Raw genomic sequence first — 20,652 nt, 5'->3', positions numbered from 1 at the left:
AAGGACAGTGAACAGTTTTTCATCGTGAGTAACGCAATAGTTTTTCAGGTAATGGATAAGCCATCTTAGTAATTACTCTAGTTATACAACTGTAAATCTCAGGTTCTGTCTGATCTCCGTATATGTTTGAGATGCATTTTCAAGCTCCCAGTAAACATCATAGACTCCTGGGTTTGGAAGGTAGCAGGGTATTTCCTTCTCAAAATGTTCGCGTTTATTGTTGATGTAAATTTGTAGCAGCGCGGCAGTAAGAGTTATTTGCTCCAGAAACATCGTAGGAAGACCTGCGGACGGCACAGGGTAGCAGTAATAAGTCAGCACATCGCCTATCCTGGTGTTGTTGCTCAAAAAGTGCGACAAGACGAGATACCTGAAGGGCCTGGTGACAACTGGCATGTTTTGGGGCGGCGTCGCAAAAGAACCAGGTGGGGTGGCATTGTATATTTTTGGTTGCGACCCGGCGCCAAACCCCGAGACGGCAGGTTGGTTAATGGTGGCTATCGTTGGCATGTGTTTAACTCCTGAATGGTTACATGAGTCGGACGCACATGATTTTATGAGATGTGCGCTAAGGTGCGCACTGCAAGAAATACTATTTTTTTATGCTGTTTTGCTATAGGGGTAAGACGATCGTCGAAGTTCGTTATATCCAAGTAATCATTCCCCCGCCGTAGCGGGGGATGATTGAAATAATCTTACTCGTGATCAATATCCAACTTGGCAAACGTCACCCGCGCCCCTTCCTTGCTGTCGCCACTGTTGTCCTGCACATACGCTCCCGCCTTGAAATACAACGGCTTGGCGCCCCACGCCGCGCCGATGCGTTCGTTCCACTCGCCGTCCGCCGCATACACACTGAGCAGCCCAGCCTTGTTGAGGTTGATCACATAGGTGAAGGTTTTTTCCAGCGGCACATTAGATGCCACGGTGATCACCCGGCCTTCATCTTCATCCGGGCGCATGCGCACCTTGGCGACGATGTTGCCGGTCTGGGTCTTCTCCTTGAATTGATACTCCAGCTTGATCAGTGGTTTCTGGCTGTCATAGGCGTGAATCTGCCCGATCACGATTTTGCCGGAGGACGGCACTTGATTGACGGCCAGAGTGGCACGCAGGAAGTTGTCCGCATCCGGATAGGTCCAGTTGCGCAGGCGGCCATCGGCGTAGGTCTCGCGCAATTCACTGCGCGGGTAAATGGCGTTTTCGGTACGGGTGCCGGTGACCGGGGTCCAGAATTGGACGTTGCTGCCTTCGGCCTGGAAATATTGGTCGTTGAAGCCGCTCATCAATCTGGGGGTTTCGATGGTCGCGGGTGGAGAGCCGACAGGGATGCTGAGGTTCCAGGTGGATAGGTCGATCATGGCGTAGGCCTTTTTACAGAGGGGTGTAGGCTATGGCCCTTGGGCCAGACAGGTTCTTTATAGGTGGTGTTAACCGTCTTGTTAAATCATTGCTGGCAACTTATTGGCGCCAAAGGAATGCCAAAAAGCCATGTTTCCCGTGGTTCGTGGCTTGTAGCGATTGACCGTTAGTCGGCTTCCTGAACTTTGGCGCAATGATGGCACTGAGGTTACTTCTGCTTTTTCTGAACCGGGGCTAGAGTGAGGCCTCAGTGTTTGTCCGGGTTTTCTGTCAGAAATGACCGGAGTAGTCCTAAGGAAGAGACGTAGCATGGAATGCGCTCCACACCACGGCGATGGTCATTCGGTTCTTCTCGTGGTCGATGACTACCCAGAGAATCTGCTCAGCATGCGAGCGCTGTTACAGCGTGAAGACTGGCATGTGGTGACCGCTGCGTCCGGTGTGGAAGCCCTCGAGAAGTTGCTCAAGCACGAAGTCGACCTGGTGCTGCTGGATGTGAAGATGCCCGGCATGGACGGCTTCGAGGTGGCGCGCCTGATGCGTGGCAGCCAGCGCACGCGCATGACCCCGATCATTTTCCTCACCGCCAATGCCCAGTCGCCCGCCGCAGTACTTGAAGGCTATGCCAGTGGCGCCATCGATTACCTGTTCAAACCGTTCGACCCGCATATCCTCAAACCCAAGGTCCAGGCGTTGCTGGAGCATCAGCGCAATCGCCGGGCCTTGCAGCGCCTGACTCATGAGCTGGAGTCCGCACGGGCGTTCAATGCCTCGGTGTTGGACAACGCCGCCGAAGGCATTCTGGTGGTGGGCGAGGGCAGTGTGATCGAGTATGCCAACCCGGCCATTTCGCGACTGCTGAACGCTACCATGGCCGAGTTGCGAGGCGAGAGTTTCCTGAGCTTCCTGCAAAAACCCCATGTGCCGGCCTGGCTGGGGTTCGAGATGTACCTCGCTTACCGCCAGGGCCAGACCTGGCGCTTGCACGATGCGATCCTGCGTACCAGCCGCGGCCAGCAGGTGCCGGTGGCGTTGTCGTGTGCGCCGCTGCCGGCTGAACAGAAGGCCATGGTGGTGACTGTACTGGACATGTCCGAAGTGCGTCACCTGCATCAACAATTGGAGTTCCAGGCAGTCACCGACCCGCTGACCGGGCTGTTGAACCGGCGCGGGTTTTACCAGGCGGCGGAGAACATTTTGCTGCGCAGCGAGCGCAACGAGCAGTCTCTGGTGCTGCTGTACCTGGACCTTGATGGCTTCAAGCGGGTCAATGATTCTCTCGGCCATGACGCCGGCGACCGGGTGCTGCGCTGGGTGTCGGAGCAGTTGCAGGGTTGCCTGCGTTCCTACGACATTCTCGGGCGCATGGGCGGCGATGAGTTCACCGCGCTGCTGGAACTGGAGTTCCCCGAGCAGGCGGCGAAGATTGCGGAAAAACTGATCGAACGGGTGTCTATCTGCCAGCAGGTTGACGGTTTGGATGTGATGCTCGGTGTCAGTATCGGTATCGCCACGTTCCCGGATTGCGGTTCGGACGTTAACGGCCTGTTGCGCGCGGCGGACATCGCCATGTACGAAGCCAAGCGCGCAGGTCGTCAGCAATATCGCTATTACGACCAGGAAATGAACGGCCGCGCCCGTTCGCGCCTGATGCTGGAAGACGGCGTGCGCACGGCGATTCAAAACAAGGAGTTCACCCTGGTGTACCAGCCCCAGGTGGCGTTGGCGGACGGACGTGTGCGCGGCGTGGAAGCGCTACTGCGCTGGCAGCACCCCAGTGTCGGTGATGTGCCACCCGGTCTGTTTTTGCCGTTGCTGGAAGAAGCCCGGCTGATCAGCCAACTCAGCACCTGGATTTACCAGCAGGTCGGAGGCCAGCTCCAGGCCTGGCACGCCGGCTTGGATGATGAACTGGTGTTGAGCGTGAGCCTGAGCAGCAGTCAGTTCAACATGCCCAACCTGGCGAGCCAACTGCAGCAGGTGCTTGAGCGACATGGGCTGCTGGGGCGGCAACTGGAAGTGGAAATCAGTGAAGACTGCCTGATGAGCAACCTTGAAGAGTCGATCAAGCAGCTCAAGTTGCTGCGCCAGATCGGCGTGCGCACCGCCCTGGATGACTTTGGCCTGGGCAACTGTTCCCTGGCGCATCTGCGCGACCTGGCCTTCGACACCCTCAAGCTCGACCCGCAATTGGTCGCTCGCCTGCCAGGCTCAGCGCGGGATGAGGTGATGGCGCGCAGCATTATCGAGCTGTGCGGGCATTTTGATGTAGTGGTGGTGGCTGAGGGGGTGGAAACCCAGGAGCAGGCCCAATGGCTGAAGGCCAATGGCTGCCCTTTCATTCAGGGGCCGATGGCGGCGCAGCCGTTGGTGGCTGAGGAAGTGGCACACTGGTGCCACGCTCGCCTGCGCTGAATTCGTTACACTGGCGCCTATCCGAATCTGTTGCAGACCCCATGACCGCGCTGAAATACCTCCAGGCCTATCCCGCCGCCCTTCAGGAACAAGTGCGTCAACTGATCGCCAAGGACCAGTTGGGTGCCTACCTGGAGCAACGTTACCCCGAACGCCACGCGGTGCAGAGCGACAAGGCCCTGTACGCCTACGCCCTGGCCTTGAAGCAGGAACATCTGCGCAATGCGCCGGCCATCGACAAGGTGCTGTTCGATAATCGCCTGGACCTGACTCATCGCGCCCTAGGCCTGCACACCACCATCTCGCGGGTACAGGGCGGCAATCTGAAATCGAAGAAAGAGATCCGCATTGCTGCGCTGTTCAAGGAGGCCGCGCCGCAGTTCCTGCGCATGATCGTGGTGCACGAACTGGCACACTTCAAGGAGTCGGACCACAACAAGGCGTTCTACAAACTCTGCGAGTACATGATGCCGGGCTACCATCAGGTGGAATTCGACCTGCGGGTGTACCTCACGTACCGCGACCTGCTGGGCAAACCCTGACCGCACAAGGCAACCGACCATGGATGTGAGCAAGACCAAGAGCAGCTTCTACCGCCGCCTGTACGTGGCCTACCTGATCGACAGCGGCCAGGCCAGCAGCGTCCCGGCCCTGACCGACGCCACCGGCATGCCCCGGCGTACGGCGCAGGACACCATTGCGGCGTTGGCCGACCTGGACATTGTGTGTGAGTTCGAGCAGGAAGACGGTGCCCGCAACCATGCCGGGCACTATCGGATTCGCAGCTGGGGCGCGATTGATCGGCGCTGGATCGAGGCGAACCTCGGCCAGATCAAGCAGGTGCTGGGTTATCCCTAGTCCTTTCGCATGCCGATGTGTGGAATATCATCCTCAAGGTACTCCTCACCTGCCACCACAAAACCATACCGCCCGTAGTACCCCTGCAAATGCGCCTGGGCTGACAGGAACATCGGTGTCTCGGGCCAGGTATCGGCAATCTGCTTGAGCGCCTCTTCCATCATCCGATGGCCCAGCCCGGTGCCGCGCGCCACCGGCGCTACGATCACGCGGCCGATCACCACGTCGCCGCCCTGGGATTCCGGGTCCAGCAGGCGCAGGTACGCCACCAGTTGGTCGTCCTGCCACGCCATCAGGTGGTGGGTGTCGCCCGATAAATCCTGCCCATCGAGATCCTGGTACACACATTTCTGCTCGACAACAAACACCTCGTTGCGCAAGCGCAGGATCGCGTAAAGCTGCTCCTTGCCCAGGTCATCGTGGTGTTTGCACACCCATTCAACGGTCATGGCGAGTTCTCTTATCAATGTCTGTTGCGGATAGTAAGCGCAGCGGGCAACGCTGTCTAAATCAACTATTTTTGTGAGTGAAATCAATTTGCCATCATTGAGTGCGTTCGGCGCCGGTTTCTTTGTGTAATCTGAGCTACTGTTAGAACCTCGGGCCGCGCCTGAGCCAAGGCCACCGCCTGCCTGCCAAGGACTTTGAGCATGCCGCGATTCTCTCGTGCCGTTGCTTTGATTGGAGTGTTGCTGCTGGCCCAGCCGGCATTCGCGCAGCGTCTGCGTCTGGTGGCAGATGCCTGGCCGCCTTTTACCGATTCCACCTTGATCAACGGCGGGCTGGCCACCGATATCGTCAGTACCGCCCTTGCCCGTGCGGGTTATGCCAGTGACTTCGAGCAAGTGCCCTGGGCCCGTGCGCTGATGGGGGTTGGGGACGGCCGTTATGACGTGCTGATCAACGCCTGGTACGACGATGCCCGTACGAAACTGGGCCAGTTCTCAGGTGAATACCTGCTCAACCGTGTGCGCTTTATCAAGCGCCGCGACGATCCCATCGAATTCCAGAACCTTGCGCAATTGCACGACTATCCCATCGCCGTGGTGCGTGGCTATGCCTATTCGGCGGCGTTCGATGGGGATGCGCAGTTGCAGAAAGTCCCGGTGCACAACTTCGCCATGGCCGTGCGCATGCTCGCGGCGCAGCGGGTGCGGCTGACGCTGGAGGATGAGTATGTGGCGCGCTATTACCTGTCGCGCGAGTCGGCGCGGGTGCGCAATGCGGTGGAGTTTTTGCCCCAGCCGCTGAGCGAAAACAGCCTGCATATCCTGGTCAGCCTGAAGAACCCGGAGCATGAGCAGATCGTGGCCGGGTTTGATCGGGAGATTGCCAAGATGAAGGCTGACGGTAGCTATGAGCGGTTGATGAAGCAGCACGGTATGTAGCGGGCGCCTCTTGTGGCAAGCCCGCTCGCCACAGGTCAGGCCGCGCTGGTGTCCTTGATCAAATGCGCCGCCAAGGTGCGCAACGGCCCCAGTTGCCGGCAAATCAACGCCAACTGCGTCTGCACCAACCGCTGCCCTTCATCGATCTCATCCGGCATCTGCTCCAGGTCCGCCGCCAGCGCTTCTTCGGCATCGCTCTGGATCGCGATCGGCTGCTTGTTGGCCAACCCCGTGGCGATCTCATCGATGCTCGCCGCCAGGGTCTGGCCGGCGCCATCGATCAGATGCTCACGCACCTCGGCCGGCAATTGGGTTTCACGGTGCGCGCCCAGCCCTGACAAATAACTGAGCAAAGTGTGCGACAACACCAGGAACCGAAAACCCACGTCCGCTTCCTTACGGAAGTGCCCCGGTTCCATCAGCATGTTCGCCAGGGTGGTGGACAGCGCCGCATCGGCGTTGTGCGCGTTGCGTCGGGCCAGGCGGTAGGCCAGGTCGTCGCTCTTGCCGGCGGCGTACTGCTGCATGATCTGGCGCAGGTAGATGCTGTTGCAGGTCAGGGTATTGGCCAGCACTTTGTTCAAGCGGCGACCTTGCCAGTCCGGCAGGAACAGGAACACCGCGAGGCCGGCGATCAGGCTGCCGAGCAAGGTATCGAACAGGCGTGGCAGGAATAGTCCGTAGCCATCGCCGACCTGGTTGAAGCAGAACAACACCATCAAGGTGATGGCGGCGGTGGCCAGGGTGTAGCGGGTGGTGCGGTTGATAAAGAACACCAGGCCGGCAGCAATGGCGAACATCGATTGCACCAGGGGGCTCGGGAACAAGTCGAACAGTGCCCAGGCCACGGTCAGGCCGATGGCCGTGCCGATGATTCGCTGGCCGAGCTTGCGCCGCGTGGCGCCATAGTTCGGCTGGCACACAAACAGCGTGGTGAGGATGATCCAGTAGCCCTGGGACGCGTGGATCGCATGCAGCATGCCGTAGCCGACGGTCAGCGCCAGGGACAGGCGCAACGCGTGGCGGAACAGCAGTGACGTCGGCGTCATCTGCGTGCGCAGGCGCGTCCACATTTCCTTGAGGTTGCGCGGGGCGCGGTCCAGCAGGTTGCTGTCGGTGGCGTCCGCCAGGCTGTCGGGGTTGCTGGCGTCGCCGAGCAGGCGGTCCAGGGTCGAAAGGTTGGCCGCCAGGGCGCGCAACGAACGCAGCAGGCCGCGCCAGGCTGGGTTGCTCTGGATGCGCAGGTGCTCCAGGGACGCGTTGAGGTCGCCCAGGGCTTCGGCGAAGCTGTCGTCATAGATGAACGGTTGGCGCATCTGGATCGATTCGGCCAGGGTCTGGCAGGCCTTGCCCTGCTGGCGCAGCAGGCGCTGGCAACGGAAGAGTACGTCGCTGTGGAAGAAGGCCTCGGCCAGGGCGTTGTATGGGTAGTGCGACGAGCTGGCGCGTTCGTGGATGTCCTGGGCCAGGAAGTACAGCTTCAGGTAACGGCTGACTTTCGAACCGGGTCGACCATTGCCCACGCGATGCAGGATGATTTCCTTCGCCGCATTCAGCGCCGCCACCACGCGACCGTTCTGCTGGGCCAGTTCCAGGCGCCGCGCTTCCACGTCCAACTGGCGGATTGGCTCGAACAACGATGACTTGAGCTTGAGGTACCGTCCAAGCTCACGGAACAACCGCGCCAGGCTCTGTTGCACCGGCTGGTTGGAAAACAGCGCCTGCCACAGCACCGACAGCGCGCCATACCAGGCGGCACCGGCCACCAACAGCAGCGGCTCATGCCAGAAATCGCTGACGGCGCCGCCGCGTTGGTCCACGCCGATCATGGTGTATACCGACAGAATCAACGTTGCCGAAGCAATCGCCCCATAGCGCTCGCCCAAGGCGCCGAGCATGGTCAGGCAGAAGGTGGCCAGGGCCAGTGAGACCGCGAAGATCAAGGGATAAGGGAACAGCAACTCTACCGACAGCGCGGCGATGCTGAAACACACCAGCGTCACCGCCAGGGCGTTGAGGCGGCCCTGCCAACTGTCATCGGTCTCGGCCAGGGCGCTGGCGATGATCCCCAGGAACAACGGGATCAGCAGTGCCATTTCATCCTGATACCAGCACAGCGCCATGCTGCCGGTGAGGGCAATGAATACCCGAATGCTGTAGCTGAATTTATCCAGTGCCCACAGGCGCCGCAGGGACTGCTTGAACGAGGTCGATGACATGAAGTCTGGAGTCTTCCGGGACGATGCCGCTAAATTGAGCTATCAAGGACGCCACGGCAAGCGTGGCGATCACATCCATCAGCAAAATTTATTCCATGTGGGAGGAGGCTTGCCTCCGATAGCGGTAGATCAGTCACAGTCGTACTGATTGACACACTGCCATCGGGGGCAAGCCCCCTCCCACATTTGACCGATTACACTCTTCAGGCGTACTGCGCCGCCGCGTAACCCGAAGCCCAGGCCCACTGGAAGTTGAAGCCGCCCAGGTGACCGGTCACATCCAGCACTTCACCGATAAAGTACAGGCCGGGGCTTTTCAGCGATTCCATGGTCTTGGACGACACTTCCCGTGTGTCCACGCCACCCAATGTGACTTCCGCCGTGCGATAACCCTCGGTGCCCGCCGGCACCAATTGCCAGTTGCCGAGTTTTTGCGCGATGTCGGCAATTTCGGCATGGGTGTATTGCTTCATCGGCTTGGACACGAACCATGTCTCGGCCAACAGGTTGGCCATCTTCTTGGTGAAGATCTCGCCCAGCAGGGTTTTCAACTCGCTGTTGGGGCGCTCGACTTGTTGCTGTTGCAGCCAGGTGTGAGCGTCGTGGTCGGGCAGCAGGTTGATTTCAACCGTGTCGCCGGATTCCCAGTAAGAAGAAATCTGCAGAATCGCCGGCCCGCTGAGGCCACGGTGGGTAAACAGGATGTTCTCGCGAAAGCTCTGGCCGTTGCAGCTGACCAGGCAATCCACCGACGTCCCCGACAACTCGCCACACAAATCCTTGAGCTGGTCGGTGATGGTGAACGGCACCAGCCCGGCGCGGGTCGGCAGCAGTTCGTGGCCGAACTGTCTGGCCACCTGGTAACCAAAACCGGTCGCGCCCAGGGTCGGGATCGACAGGCCGCCGGTGGCGATCACCAGGGATTCACAGCGCAACTCGCCCAAGGTGGTCTGCAACTGATAGCCGCTGTCCAGCTTGGCAATCTCCTGGACCGACGTGTCCAGGTGCAGGCTCACGCCGACCTGGATGCACTCATCGAGCAGCATGCCGAGGATGTCGCTGGATTTGTTATCGCAGAACAACTGGCCGAGTTTTTTCTCGTGGTACGGCACGCCGTGCTTGGCCACCAGCCCGATGAAGTCCCACTGGGTGTAGCGGGCCAGGGCGGACTTGCAGAAGTGTTCGTTGTGCGACAGGAAGTTGGCCGGCTCGGTGTACAGGTTGGTGAAGTTGCAGCGGCCACCACCGGACATCAGGATCTTCTTGCCGGCCTTGTTCGCATGGTCGACCAACATCACCTTGCGCCCACGCCCGGCGGCGGTCAGCGCGCACATCAAGCCTGCGGCGCCGGCGCCAATGATCACAACTTCGGTCGAGCGCACAGCAATGTCCTCATACAAGTTCTGATTTGGAATACAGTCAAATGTGGGAGGGGGCTTGCCCCCTCCCACATTGGATCTCCATTGAAGCGGAGAGCCCGTTACAGGATGCGCACGCGCAACGAACGGCCTTTGATCTTGCCGTCATTCAAGCGCTGCAAGGCCTGCTTGGCGATCCCGCGTTCCACGGCCACGAAGGCCTGGAAGTCAAAGATCGCGATCTTGCCGACCTGGGCACCCGGGATGCCAGCTTCACCGGTCAACGCGCCGAGGATGTCGCCTGGACGAACCTTGTCTTTACGGCCTGCAGCGATGCACAAGGTGCTCATCTGCGGCAGCAACGGACCACCGCTTTGCGGCTTGAGGTTGTCCAGTTGGTCCCAGTTCAGTGGCGATTTCTGCAACTGCTCGATGGCCTGGGCGCGGTGCGCTTCGGACGGAGCGACCAGGCTGATGGCGATGCCGGTCTCACCGGCGCGACCGGTACGGCCGACGCGGTGGATGTGGATTTCCGAATCGCGGGCCAGTTCGACGTTGATCACCATGTCCAGCGAGTCGATGTCCAGGCCACGGGCTGCAACGTCAGTGGCAACCAGCACCGAGGTGCTGCGGTTGGCGAACATCGCCAGCACCTGGTCGCGGTCGCGCTGTTCCAGGTCGCCATGCAGGCCAACGGCGGAAATGCCCTTGGAGGTCAGGTGATCCACGGTTTCCTGTACTTGCTGCTTGGTGAAGCAGAAGGCCACGCAGGAGGCAGGGCGGAAATGCGCCAGCACCTTGGTCACGGCGTCCATGCGTTCTTCCGGTGAGATCTCGTAGAAACGCTGCTCGATCTGGTCATCGGAGTGGAACGCTTCGGCTTTGACTTGCTGCGGCGCGCGCATGAACTTTGAGGCCAGCTGCTTGATGCTCACCGGGTAGGTGGCGGAGAACAGCAGGGTCTGGCGGCGCGGCGGGGTCTTGCTGATGATGTCTTCGATGGCGTCGTAGAAGCCCATGTCGAGCATGCGGTCGGCTTCATCGAGGATCAGCGTGTTGAGGCCGTCCAGCACCAGCGAACCCTTGCGCAAGTGCTGCTGGATGCGGCCCGGTGTGCCGACGATGACGTGGGCGCCGTGCTCCAGGGAAGCGATCTGCGGGCCGAGGGACACGCCGCCGCACAGGGTCAGCACCTTGATGTTGTCTTCGGCACGGGCCAGGCGGCGGATTTCCTTGGCGACCTGGTCGGCCAGCTCACGGGTCGGGCACATGACCAGGGCCTGGCAACCGAAGTAGCGCGGGTTGATCGGGTTCAACAGGCCGATGCCGAAGGCGGCGGTCTTGCCGCTGCCGGTCTTGGCCTGGGCAATCAGGTCCAGCCCCTTGAGGATCACCGGCAAGCTTTGCGCCTGGATCTGCGTCATCTCGACATAACCCAGCGAGTCGAGGTTAGCCAGCATGGCGGCGGACAGGGGCAAAGTATTAAAAGCGGTGGCGATGGTAGTCACGGGACTGGCTCTGCAAAACAAAATGTCGCGCAGTGTACCAGTCCCGTGGGAATTTCCCTGCAAGTTCTAGACGAGAAGCCTGTTAATGCTCGATGTCGTGCTCGCGGCTGACTACTCGTTTGCCATCGGTTGGCGACAACTGCAGGAAGATCGCCGCCGCCAGCATCGCCATGATGCCCACTGTCAGAAAGGTCAGTTGGAACGCGCCGAGTACGCTTTCCACCCCATCATTACCGGTTTCGGCGGTGAACCCGCCGAGCAGCGCACCCGCGCAGGCCACGCCGAGGCTGAGGGACAACTGCGCCACCACTGACAGCAAACTGTTGCCGCTGCTGGCCTGGGCGTCGTCGAGGTCGATCAGGGTGACGGTGTTCATCGCGGTAAATTGCAGGGAATTGATCGCCCCGAGTACCGCCAGCATGCACAACAGCAGCGGGTAGGGCGTGTGCTCGCTGACCAGGCCCATGCTCGCCAGCATGATGCCCAGCGCCAGCGTGTTGCCGGTGAGCACGATGCGGTAGCCGAGGCGTTCGATCAGGGGGCGGGCGATGGACTTGGCAAACATCGCCGCCGCCGCCAGGGGCAGCATGCTCATACCGGCTTCGGACGGTGAGTAACCCAGCGCGACCTGCAACAGCAACGGCACCAGAAACGGCAACGCACCGCTGCCCAGCCGCGCAAACAGGTTGCCGAGGATGCCAATAGCAAAGGTGCGAGTCTTGAACAGCACCGGCGAAAACAGTGGGTTGTCGATATGCCCGGCGCGCAGCCAATACGCCGCCAGGCACGCCAGCCCGCCGAACAGCAGCAACATCACCCGCAGGTGCGGCAGGTGCAGTTCGCCCAGGCCTTCCATGGCGATGGTGATCAACACCATTGCCGCGCCAAACAAGAGAAACCCGACGCCATCAAAGCGCGTACGTTCGCTGCCGCGCAGATCGGGGATGAGTTTCCACACGGCGTAACAGCCGACCATACCCACCGGCAGGTTGATCAGGAAGATCCAGTGCCAGGTCAGGTATTGCACCATCCAGCCACCCATGGTCGGGCCGAGTAGCGGGCCGAGCAGGCCGGGAATGGTAATGAAGCCCATGATGCGCACCAGTTCGGAGCGGGGGTAAGCACGCAGCACCACCAAGCGGCCGACCGGCAACATCAGCGCGCCGCCCAGGCCCTGGATCACCCGGGCGCCCACCAGCATGGTCAGGCTGCTGGACAAGGCGCACAGCAGCGAACCGATGCTGAACAGCATGATCGCGCCAAAGAAGATTTTCTTGGTGCCGAAGCGGTCGGCGATCCAGCCCGAAGCCGGGATCAGCAAGGCAACGGTGAGCATGTAGGCGATCACCACCCCTTGCATGCGCAGCGGGTTTTCAGCGAGGTCCCGGGCCATGGCCGGCAACGCCGTGTTGAGGATCGTCCCGTCCAGCGACTGCATGAAGAAGGCAATCGCGACCACCCAGGGGAGCCAGCGGGCGGTCTTGGCATCGAGCGGGACGCGATTGGGCATAGAGAACCTTTTTGTTAGCTGGCTATGTGTCGGCGATTATGCGCCAACCGGGGTGCTTTTTCCCACCAGGAAATCCAGCAGTTCACGGTGTACCGCTGCGGCGGCTTCGTTGGATTCGAGGTCGAGCAAGTGGCCAGTGTGTTCGGCCACGGCAAAGCTGCTGCGCCCTACGTACTGCTTGAACAATTGCGCTTCGGCGGCGGGGGTGTATTCGTCGAGTGCGCCGTTGAGGAAGTGCACCGGTGTTTCAATCTGCTTGAGTGTCGGCAGGTAGTTGCCGTCGCCCAAGGCCAATACCTGATGGATGTGAAAACGCGCCTGGCGGTATTCGGTGGTGGCCATGCTCGACAAGTGCCGGTGGTTGTTGCGCTTGAGGCGGGGCGACAGGTACTTGCCCACGGTCTCGTTGAGCAAGTGGCCGACCGCGGACTTGTCATCGGCCTCGATCAGCACGCGCACGCGCTCCACATAATCGAGCATGGCCTGGTTGAGGCTGGGCGCCAGGGCCATCACCACCGAGCTTTCGATGGACGGCGGGTTATGGGCCAGGGTCAGCAACGTCGAGATGCCGCCCCAGGAGGCCGACACCAGGTGGTTGACCTGGAAGCGCTCGACCAGGGCGCGCAGCATCTGCACCTCATCGTCCTTGGTGACCAGGTCCAGTTCGGCGTTGTGTTCCCTGGAATAGCCGGAGAACGGCAGGTCGAACAGCAGCACATTGAAATGCCCGGCCAGGCATTTGCTGGTGCGGGCGAAGGAACGCGTGGTGGACAGCGCGCCGTTGACCATCAGGACGGTCTTTTTTTCCGAATCGTTTCCTAGCTGCTCAACATGAACGTTGTAGTGTTTGAACAGCTTCTCTATGACAAAACTTCCATGGTTCATGTCAACGCTCCAGCTTGCCCTTCCCGGGCAAGGCCATGCTCTCGTGGGTGGGGTGGCGGGGTGCCACTAACCCTTATAACGAGGAATCTGGAGGTGAACAACAGGCCGAATGGCCAAAGTGTGGAGAAGGGAAGCTTCGCTACGGCGCAGGTAAATCCCCTGTAGGAGCCGGCAAGCCGGCGCCCACGAAGGATGGGGTTTACAGGGTGAGGGTCAGGCGTTTGACCAGGGCTCCCGGCAACAGGTTGGAAGCGGTGTTGCGCTGGCTGTAGGTGCTGGCCGAGAGCAGCAATTCCCGCTCAGCGGTCAGGGCTTCAAGCTGCGAGCCGAGCAGGTTGTACACGCTGTCATCAAAGCGCATGGTGCTGACCGGTGCCTTGATCTCGCCGTCTTCCACCCAGAACGTGGCGAAGCGTGTCATGCCGGTCAGGCGCGCCGCCGGCAGGTCCGAGTAGTTCAAATACCACAGGTTGCTGATGTACAGCCCGGTGCCCAATTGCTTGAGGATATCGGCCTGGGCCAGGCCGCCGGCGGCCATCTGCAAGGCGCTGGGGGATTCGTCGCTGCTGGCGCCGTTGGTGCTCAGGCCGTATTCGGCGGCGCTGCGCGAGTTGACCAACTGGCCTTCGCCTTTGCCCGCGCTGATCAGTGTCACGTCACTGCGCGGATAGCCTTCGGTGGAAAACGCCTGGCTCAGGGAGCCGCTGATCTGTTCGTCCACGGTCACCAGCGGGCTCAGGGATTGTTCACCGGCATACAGCTTTTGCAGCGAACTGCCTTTGCTGGCAATGGCCTGGGCGGAAAAACCACCCCAGGTGATGAGGCTGATGATCTCTTCCAGTGCCGCCGGGGCGAGGTAGGCGCGGTACTGCCCGGGTGCCAGCTTGTGCAGCGGGCGGCCAAGGAATTCCAGTTGCTCGCGGGCTTGCTGGAAGCGCGCGGCGAACTCGGCGCTGTTCCAGGTGTGCCCGGCATAGCTGGCCTTGACCGCTTCACCATTGGCGTGGAACAGGCTGAAGTCGAAGTTGAAGCTGTTGGCGCGGTGCCAGCCGAACGCGCCGTCCGAGCTGGCAAAGCCACGGCTGATCGGGCCGGCAGCGTAGAAACCGACCAGATCAACACCTTCAGCAGCCTGGCTGATGTCTTCCAACACCCGGGCCAGGTCCGGCAGCGGTCGCGTTTGTTCGTTGCTGCTTTGCCAGGCATTGTGGTTGAGCAGCAGGTACGGGTCCTTGGGTAGCAACGGCAAGGTGTCGCGCAGTTGTTGCAGGCCGTCGGCCAGGCGTTGGCGGTCCAGCCCCGCTTCGCCGGACAAGGTGATGCCCAGGTCGGCATGGCGGCCATCGTTGATCAGTTTCAGGGTGAGGCTGGCTTGTTGCACCTGGCCGGCCTGGCGCACCTTGGCGTGGTTGAAGCGTACGAATTCGGAGGCTTCATCCGCATAGCCGAGGTGGAATTGTTCGTTGTCGGTGATGGCCTGCTTGAGCCACTCCACCAGTGCCTTGAAATTGTTCATCAGGCATCTCCCCCAAATACATCGACATCACTGAATACGCAGGCCGGCGACGCATGGCCGACGCGAATCACCTGGTTGGGCTCGCCTTTGCCGCAGTTCGGTGTACCCAGCACCTTGAACGTACTGGCATCGCCGACGGCGCTGAGATTGCGCCAGAAGTTCGCGGAAATGGCCCGGTAGTTGGGGTTTTTCACCACGCCTTTCAACTCGCCATTTTCGATCAGTTGGCCCCATTCGCAGCCGAACTGGAATTTATTGCGCGCATCGTCGATGGACCACGAGCGGTTGGTCGACATCAGGATGCCGTTTTCGATGCCGCCGATCAGTTGCGCGAGGCTCTTGTCGCCTGCTTCGATATTCAAGTTGGCCATGCGATCGATGGGCGCGCGGTTCCAACTGCTGGCCCGGCTGTTGGCCACGCCTGGCATGCCTGCACGGAATTGCGACAGCGCTCCACCGAGAGGCTTGAGCAGCAGCCCCTCACGGATCAGGAATTGTTTGCTGGCTTTGGTGCCTTCGTCATCGTGGCCGTAGCTGGCCAGTTGTTCGGGAATGTCCGGGTCGAAGGTCACGTTCAGCAGCGGGGAGCCGTATTGCAGGTGGCCGAAGTCGCTGGCCTTCACAAAGCTGGTGCCGGCGTAATTGCGCTCGTCGCCGAGGATGCGGTCCAGTTCCAGGGGGTGGCCGATGGATTCGTGGATCTGCAGGATCATCTGGTCGGGCATCAACAGCAGGTCACGCGGACCGTTGGGCGTGTTCGGCGCGGCCAGCAGTTGCAGGGCCTCATCGGCGATGCGTGGCGCGGCGCCGACCAGGCCGAAGCGGCTGATCACGTCGAACCCGCCTTGCTGGCCGAAGTTGCTGCCGCCGAGGGTGCGGGTCTGGCTGTCATCACCGTCGTAGGCGGTGACGTTGACGCCGGGGAATACAAAGCGCTGGGCCTGGCGCAACTGGGCACCGGCATTGTTCAGGTAGATCTGCTCGACGTGGGTCAGGCCCAGGCTGACTTCCCAGCTCACCAGGCGCTCGTCCTTGGGCACGGAGGCCGACTCGCTGCCGAGCAACTGGTAGCAATCGCTCAGGGACGGGAAGGGCTGTTGAAGCTCGGGCGACAGGTAATCGGCGACGTCACTGGAGACGTGTTGCTCGCGCAGGTCGAGCAAGGCGTGGGGGCTGATCAGGCGGGCTTGTTGTTCGGCACGCTCAAGGGCGGCTTGCAGGCCGGCGAGGGAAATGTCGTTGGTCGCGGCGTAGGCTTCCACACCGTTGAGACGCACGGTGAGCATGGCGCCCTCGTCGTGGCTCAGGTGGGGCGGTTCGGCGACGTTCTTGCGTACGGCCAGGTATTGGCCGGATTCGCGTACGTAGCGCAGCGAGAAGAATTCGGCGCGGGTGCGCAGGGCACTGAAGTGCTGTCTGAGTGTGGCGTGGTGGTCGAACATGGGGCCTTCCTTGTGGGCGGCTCGTCGCGGGCAGGCAGACAGAGTAGCTGATCAAGGAGGGGTTTTGCAGTGACTGGTCGGGCCTCTTCGGGGGCAAGCCCCCTCCCACACTTGATCGGGTTCACACGGTCAAAAATGTGGGAGGGGGCTTGCCCCCGATGGGAATACCGCGGTGTATCCGTTACTGCGCGGTAGGGCCCACTTCACGCAGCGGCTTGCCACGTACCGGCGCGTCGCCTGCCACGTAGTAGTCGGCGGTGCTGCGTGGCAATGGCTTGCGGCCACGGATCTTGTCGGCGATTTTCTCGGCGATCATGATCGTTGGCGCGTTCAGGTTGCCGGTGGTGATGATCGGCATGATCGACGCATCGACTACACGCAGACCCTGCATGCCATGCACGCGGCCTTCGCCATCGACTACTGCCATTTCGTCGGTGCCCATCTTGCACGAGCAGGACGGGTGGAACGCCGTTTCGGCGTGCTCACGGATGAACTTGTCCAGTTGCTCATCGGTTTGCACATCGATACCCGGGCTGATTTCGCGGCCACGGTAGGGGTCCAGCGCCGGCTGCTGCATGATTTCACGGGTCAGGCGGATGCCGTCGCGAAATTCCTGCCAGTCCTGCTCGGTGGCCATGTAGTTGAAGAGGATGCTCGGGTAGTCCCGTGGGTTCTTCGACTTCAACTGGATGCGGCCACGGCTCGGCGAGCGCATGGAGCCCATGTGCGCCTGGAAGCCGTGCTCTTTCACACCGTTGCTGCCGTTGTAGTTAATCGCCACCGGCAGGAAGTGGTACTGGATGTTCGGCCATTCGAACTCTTCACGGGTGCGGATGAACCCGCCCGCTTCGAACTGGTTGCTGGCGCCGATGCCGGTGCCGTTGAACAGCCACTCGGCACCAATGGCCGGCTGGTTGTACCAGAGCAGCGACGGGTACAGCGACACGGGCTGGGTGCAGGCGTATTGCAGGTACAGCTCAAGGTGGTCCTGCAGGTTTTCACCGACGCCTGGCAGGTCGTGGACCACCGGGATGTCGAGGCTTTCCAGCAGTTTGGCCGGGCCGACACCGGAGCGTTGCAGCAATTGCGGCGAAGCGATTGCGCCGCTGCACACCAGCACTTCCTTACGGGCGCGGGCTTCGACGCGCTCTTCGGCGGCGCCGATCAGGTAACGCACGCCAACCGCACGTTTGCCTTCGAACAACACTTTGTCGGTGAGGGCGTGGGTGACGATGGTCAGGGTGGAACGCTTCTTGGCGGTGTCCAGGTAACCGCGTGCGGTGCTGGCGCGACGGCCTTTAGGCGTGACGGTACGGTCCATCGGGCCGAAGCCTTCCTGTTGGTAACCGTTCAAGTCTTCGGTACGCGGGTAACCGGCCTGCACGCCGGCTTCGACCATCGCGTGGAACAGTGGGTTGTTGCCAGGCTTGGGCGTGGTCACGCTGACCGGGCCATCGCCGCCGTGCCAGTCGTTGGGGCCGATATCGCGGGTTTCGGCCTTGCGGAAATATGGCAGGCAGTCGAGGTAGGTCCAGTCTTCCAGGCCCGGCAGCTTCGCCCAGTTGTCGTAGTCCATGGCGTTGCCACGGATGTAGCACATGCCGTTGATCAGCGAGGAACCACCCAGGCCCTTGCCGCGCCCGCATTCCATCCGGCGACCGTCCATGTGCGGCTCTGGATCGGTTTCGTAGGCCCAGTTGTAGCGGCGGCCTTGCAGTGGGAACGCCAGGGCGGCTGGCATTTGCGTGCGGAAGTCGAAACGGTAGTCGGGACCACCGGCTTCCAGCAGCAGGACGGTGACGCCTTCGTCTTCGGTCAGACGGGTCGCCAGGGTGTTACCGGCGGAGCCGGCACCCACAATGATGTAGTCGTATTCTTGGGACATTGGATGCACCCTCTTTGATGTGTGGTCAGGTCGGGCCTCATCGGGGGCAAGCCCCCTCCCACATTTTTGAATGTATTCGCAAATCAAAGTGTGGGAGGAGGCTTGCCTCCGATGGCGGCCTCAGGCAATACAAGGCCTGGGTCTTAGAACACCGAGGCGTAGTCGCCCAGCTCGACCTGTACCGATTTGATGCGGGTGAAGTTGTTCAGCGAGCTGATGCCGTTCTCACGGCCCACACCCGATTGCTTGTAGCCACCGACCGGCATCTTCGCGTCGGATTCGCCCCAGGCGTTGATCCAGCAGATACCCGCTTCCAATTGGTGAATCACGCGGTGAGCGCGGTTCAGGTCTTTGGTCACCAGGCCAGCGGCCAGGCCGAAGTCGGTGTCGTTGGCGCGGCGGATCACTTCTTCTTCGGTCTCGTAGGTGAGGATGCTCATCACTGGGCCGAAGATTTCTTCACGGACGATGGTCATTTCGTCGGTGCAGTCGGTGAACACGGTCGGGGCCACGTAGGCGCCTTTGGCGAAGTCGCCGTCGGTCAGGCGGTCGCCACCGCACAGTACGCGTGCGCCTTCTTCCTTGCCTTTGGCGATGTAGCCCAGCACGCTTTCCATGTGGGCGAAGCTGACCAGCGGGCCGAAGTTGGTGTTGTCGTCCTGCGGGTCGCCGACGCGGATGCGCGCAACACGCTCGACGATCTTGGCTTCGAATGCCGCTTGCAGGTGCTTGGGTACGAACACGCGAGTGCCGTTGGTGCAGACCTGGCCGGAGCTGTAGAAGTTGGCCATCATCGCGATGTCGGCGGCGCGATCCAGGTCGGCGTCTTCGAACACGATCAATGGCGACTTGCCGCCCAGTTCCATGGTCACTTCCTTGAGCGAGGAGCTCGACGCGCTCGCCATGACTTTCTTGCCGGTGTCGGTGCCGCCGGTGAACGAGACTTTCTCGATGCGAGGGTGCTCGGTCAGCCAGGTGCCGACTTCACGGCCGCTGCCGGTCAGCACGTTGAACACGCCCGCCGGAACGCCGGCTTCGGTGTAGATCTCGGCCAGTTTCAGCGTGGTCAGCGAGGTGACTTCGCTTGGCTTGAAGATCATCGCGTTGCCGGCGGCCAGGGCCGGTGCGGATTTCCACAGGGCGATCTGGATCGGGTAGTTCCACGCGCCGATACCGGCAACCACGCCCAGCGGCTCGCGGCGGGTGTAGACGAACGAGGTGTCGCGCAGCGGAATCTGCTCGCCTTCGATGGCCGGCACCAGGCCTGCGTAGTATTCCAGCACGTCGGCGCCAGTGACGATGTCGACGTACTTGGTTTCGGAGAAGGCTTTACCGGTGTCCAGGGTTTCCAGGGCTGCCAGCTCGTCGTTGCGCTCGCGCAGGATGTCGACGGCACGACGCAGGATGCGCGAGCGCTCCATGGCGGTCATCGCTGCCCAGATTTTCTGGCCTTTCTCGGCGCTGACCACGGCACGTTCAACGTCTTCTTTCGTCGCGCGTTGCACTTGGGCGAGAACTTCACCGTTAGCCGGGTTGATGGCTTCGAAGGTGGCATCGCTGCCAGCGTCGCTGTAGCCGCCGTCAATGTAGAGTTTTTGCAGTTCGAAACGGGCCATAAAGTCCTCGCAAGTGCATAAGTGGTTGGCGTTGACTGCCGTACCGTAAGCCGGTGCGGCAGCGTTCAGGGGTTGAGCGTTTATGTGTGCTCTAACTCACCTGCTTGGCCAATTGGAAATCCATGTATTCGTAAGCGATCCGTTGCGCCTGCGCCGTGTCGAAAGCGTCTCCCGACAGGGCGCCGCGCAACCACAAACCGTCGATCAGGGCCGCCAGGCCTCGGGCTGCTTTGCGTGCGTGCGGCAGCGGCAGCACTCGGCGGAACTGGCAGCACAGGTTGGAATACAGACGTTGATCGTTGATCCGCTGCAACCTGTGCAATGACGGGTGGTGCATGCTGGTGGCCCAGAAGGCCAGCCAGGTTTTCATTGCCGGTCCGTTGACCTGGCTGGCGTCGAAGTTGCCCTCGATGATCACCTGAAGGTGCGCCCGTGGGCTGTCGTCCGTCAGCGCCTGCCGGCGCTCATGGACGTTGTCGATCAGCGCGTTCATCAAGTAGCGCATCGTCGCTGCAATAAGGCCGTTCTTGTCCTTGAAGTAGTGACTGATGATGCCGTTCGAGACGCCGGCCAAACGGGCGATCAGCGCAATGCTGGCATCTCCCATTCCGACCTGATCGATGGCCGTCAACGTGGCTTCGATCAACTGCTGGCGGCGTATGGGTTGCATACCGACCTTGGGCATGTAGC

At 61.1% G+C, this 20,652-nt stretch carries 17 protein-coding genes; 4 read left to right on the top strand and 13 right to left on the bottom strand.

From position 1 onward, the window contains the following. Positions 1 to 81: 81 nt before the first annotated feature. Both AC3WP7_RS10145 and AC3WP7_RS10140 read right to left on the bottom strand, forming a co-directional pair. Entirely contained in the window at positions 82 to 510 is a 429-nt protein-coding gene (locus AC3WP7_RS10145; RefSeq protein WP_102591833.1) for a hypothetical protein, read from the bottom strand. A 185-nt stretch (positions 511 to 695) separates the two neighbouring features. Continuing rightward, positions 696 to 1,361, bottom strand: coding sequence for a polysaccharide lyase family 7 protein (locus AC3WP7_RS10140; RefSeq protein WP_071490323.1), 666 nt, complete (start codon positions 1,359 to 1,361; stop codon positions 696 to 698). A gap of 310 nt (positions 1,362 to 1,671) precedes the next feature. Here AC3WP7_RS10140 and AC3WP7_RS10135 point away from each other — a divergent pair, with 310 nt between their 5' ends. From AC3WP7_RS10135 to AC3WP7_RS10125, 3 genes are read left to right on the top strand one after another with little or no spacing between them, the layout of a single operon-like run. Further along, entirely contained in the window at positions 1,672 to 3,777 is a 2,106-nt protein-coding gene (locus tag AC3WP7_RS10135; RefSeq protein WP_102591834.1) for a putative bifunctional diguanylate cyclase/phosphodiesterase, read from the top strand. Positions 3,778 to 3,818: 41 nt separating this feature from the next. After that, on the top strand, positions 3,819 to 4,319 hold the full coding sequence (locus tag AC3WP7_RS10130; protein WP_058426613.1) for a M48 metallopeptidase family protein: 501 nt from the start codon (positions 3,819 to 3,821) through the stop codon (positions 4,317 to 4,319). A 19-nt stretch (positions 4,320 to 4,338) separates the two neighbouring features. After that, positions 4,339 to 4,635 (top strand): winged helix-turn-helix domain-containing protein, encoded by a 297-nt coding sequence (locus tag AC3WP7_RS10125; protein WP_033898013.1) that lies wholly within the window; start codon positions 4,339 to 4,341, stop codon positions 4,633 to 4,635. Here the strand turns inward: AC3WP7_RS10125 and AC3WP7_RS10120 are convergent. Further along, complete coding sequence (locus tag AC3WP7_RS10120) at positions 4,632 to 5,084, bottom strand: GNAT family N-acetyltransferase (RefSeq protein WP_102591835.1); 453 nt, start codon at positions 5,082 to 5,084, stop codon at positions 4,632 to 4,634. The two genes, AC3WP7_RS10125 and AC3WP7_RS10120, sit on opposite strands and share 4 nt — an antisense overlap. Before the next feature lie 201 nt (positions 5,085 to 5,285). Here AC3WP7_RS10120 and AC3WP7_RS10115 point away from each other — a divergent pair, with 201 nt between their 5' ends. Continuing rightward, positions 5,286 to 6,023 (top strand): substrate-binding periplasmic protein, encoded by a 738-nt coding sequence (locus tag AC3WP7_RS10115; protein ID WP_071490320.1) that lies wholly within the window; start codon positions 5,286 to 5,288, stop codon positions 6,021 to 6,023. 35 nt (positions 6,024 to 6,058) lie between these two features. Here AC3WP7_RS10115 and yccS read toward each other — a convergent pair whose 3' ends face one another. From yccS to betI, 10 genes are all read right to left on the bottom strand, one after another. Then, positions 6,059 to 8,242, bottom strand: a complete 2,184-nt coding sequence (gene yccS, locus AC3WP7_RS10110) for a YccS family putative transporter (protein WP_093120715.1) — start codon at positions 8,240 to 8,242, stop codon at positions 6,059 to 6,061. A 203-nt stretch (positions 8,243 to 8,445) separates the two neighbouring features. Next, the gene (locus AC3WP7_RS10105) at positions 8,446 to 9,624 is read right to left on the bottom strand and encodes a BaiN/RdsA family NAD(P)/FAD-dependent oxidoreductase (protein WP_092242106.1); all 1,179 of its coding nucleotides are present in this window, start codon (positions 9,622 to 9,624) and stop codon (positions 8,446 to 8,448) included. Between the two features lie 98 nt (positions 9,625 to 9,722). Beyond that, positions 9,723 to 11,060: an ATP-dependent RNA helicase DbpA gene (gene dbpA / locus AC3WP7_RS10100; RefSeq protein ID WP_231501119.1), complete on the bottom strand. Its 1,338-nt coding sequence runs from the start codon at positions 11,058 to 11,060 to the stop codon at positions 9,723 to 9,725. Between the two features lie 130 nt (positions 11,061 to 11,190). Further along, positions 11,191 to 12,618, bottom strand: coding sequence for a multidrug transporter subunit MdtD (mdtD, locus tag AC3WP7_RS10095; RefSeq protein ID WP_093514136.1), 1,428 nt, complete (start codon positions 12,616 to 12,618; stop codon positions 11,191 to 11,193). Positions 12,619 to 12,654: 36 nt separating this feature from the next. After that, positions 12,655 to 13,503 (bottom strand): alpha/beta fold hydrolase, encoded by an 849-nt coding sequence (locus AC3WP7_RS10090; RefSeq protein WP_071490316.1) that lies wholly within the window; start codon positions 13,501 to 13,503, stop codon positions 12,655 to 12,657. Between the two features lie 199 nt (positions 13,504 to 13,702). Then, positions 13,703 to 15,019 (bottom strand): TldD/PmbA family protein, encoded by a 1,317-nt coding sequence (locus AC3WP7_RS10085; protein WP_093120724.1) that lies wholly within the window; start codon positions 15,017 to 15,019, stop codon positions 13,703 to 13,705. Then, positions 15,019 to 16,461: a TldD/PmbA family protein gene (locus AC3WP7_RS10080; RefSeq protein ID WP_092242108.1), complete on the bottom strand. Its 1,443-nt coding sequence runs from the start codon at positions 16,459 to 16,461 to the stop codon at positions 15,019 to 15,021. Before AC3WP7_RS10080 ends, AC3WP7_RS10085 begins: the two co-directional genes overlap by 1 nt. A gap of 181 nt (positions 16,462 to 16,642) precedes the next feature. Beyond that, complete coding sequence (betA, locus tag AC3WP7_RS10075; RefSeq protein ID WP_071490313.1) at positions 16,643 to 18,346, bottom strand: choline dehydrogenase; 1,704 nt, start codon at positions 18,344 to 18,346, stop codon at positions 16,643 to 16,645. A 143-nt stretch (positions 18,347 to 18,489) separates the two neighbouring features. Next, positions 18,490 to 19,962, bottom strand: coding sequence for a betaine-aldehyde dehydrogenase (gene betB, locus AC3WP7_RS10070; RefSeq protein WP_092242109.1), 1,473 nt, complete (start codon positions 19,960 to 19,962; stop codon positions 18,490 to 18,492). A 91-nt stretch (positions 19,963 to 20,053) separates the two neighbouring features. Then, complete coding sequence (betI, locus tag AC3WP7_RS10065; RefSeq protein WP_017735982.1) at positions 20,054 to 20,647, bottom strand: transcriptional regulator BetI; 594 nt, start codon at positions 20,645 to 20,647, stop codon at positions 20,054 to 20,056. Between the last annotated feature and the right edge of the window lie 5 nt (positions 20,648 to 20,652).

The organism is Pseudomonas sp. FW305-3-2-15-C-LB1, from assembly GCF_058787615.1.
Note: the sequence above shows the minus strand (reverse complement) of the source record. Positions and strands in the feature narration are given on the sequence as shown.

Coding starts and splice junctions, on each gene's coding strand:
- AC3WP7_RS10135 (WP_102591834.1), top strand. CDS start 1,672: ATGGAATGCGCTCCACACCACGGCGATGGTCATTCGGTTCTTCTCGTG.
- AC3WP7_RS10145 (WP_102591833.1), bottom strand. CDS start 510: ATGCCAACGATAGCCACCATTAACCAACCTGCCGTCTCGGGGTTTGGC.
- AC3WP7_RS10140 (WP_071490323.1), bottom strand. CDS start 1,361: ATGATCGACCTATCCACCTGGAACCTCAGCATCCCTGTCGGCTCTCCA.
- AC3WP7_RS10120 (WP_102591835.1), bottom strand. CDS start 5,084: ATGACCGTTGAATGGGTGTGCAAACACCACGATGACCTGGGCAAGGAG.
- AC3WP7_RS10115 (WP_071490320.1), top strand. CDS start 5,286: ATGCCGCGATTCTCTCGTGCCGTTGCTTTGATTGGAGTGTTGCTGCTG.
- betI (WP_017735982.1), bottom strand. CDS start 20,647: ATGCCCAAGGTCGGTATGCAACCCATACGCCGCCAGCAGTTGATCGAA.
- mdtD (WP_093514136.1), bottom strand. CDS start 12,618: ATGCCCAATCGCGTCCCGCTCGATGCCAAGACCGCCCGCTGGCTCCCC.
- yccS (WP_093120715.1), bottom strand. CDS start 8,242: ATGTCATCGACCTCGTTCAAGCAGTCCCTGCGGCGCCTGTGGGCACTG.
- AC3WP7_RS10130 (WP_058426613.1), top strand. CDS start 3,819: ATGACCGCGCTGAAATACCTCCAGGCCTATCCCGCCGCCCTTCAGGAA.
- betB (WP_092242109.1), bottom strand. CDS start 19,962: ATGGCCCGTTTCGAACTGCAAAAACTCTACATTGACGGCGGCTACAGC.
- AC3WP7_RS10090 (WP_071490316.1), bottom strand. CDS start 13,503: ATGAACCATGGAAGTTTTGTCATAGAGAAGCTGTTCAAACACTACAAC.
- AC3WP7_RS10085 (WP_093120724.1), bottom strand. CDS start 15,019: ATGAACAATTTCAAGGCACTGGTGGAGTGGCTCAAGCAGGCCATCACC.
- dbpA (WP_231501119.1), bottom strand. CDS start 11,060: ATGCTGGCTAACCTCGACTCGCTGGGTTATGTCGAGATGACGCAGATC.
- betA (WP_071490313.1), bottom strand. CDS start 18,346: ATGTCCCAAGAATACGACTACATCATTGTGGGTGCCGGCTCCGCCGGT.
- AC3WP7_RS10125 (WP_033898013.1), top strand. CDS start 4,339: ATGGATGTGAGCAAGACCAAGAGCAGCTTCTACCGCCGCCTGTACGTG.
- AC3WP7_RS10080 (WP_092242108.1), bottom strand. CDS start 16,461: ATGTTCGACCACCACGCCACACTCAGACAGCACTTCAGTGCCCTGCGC.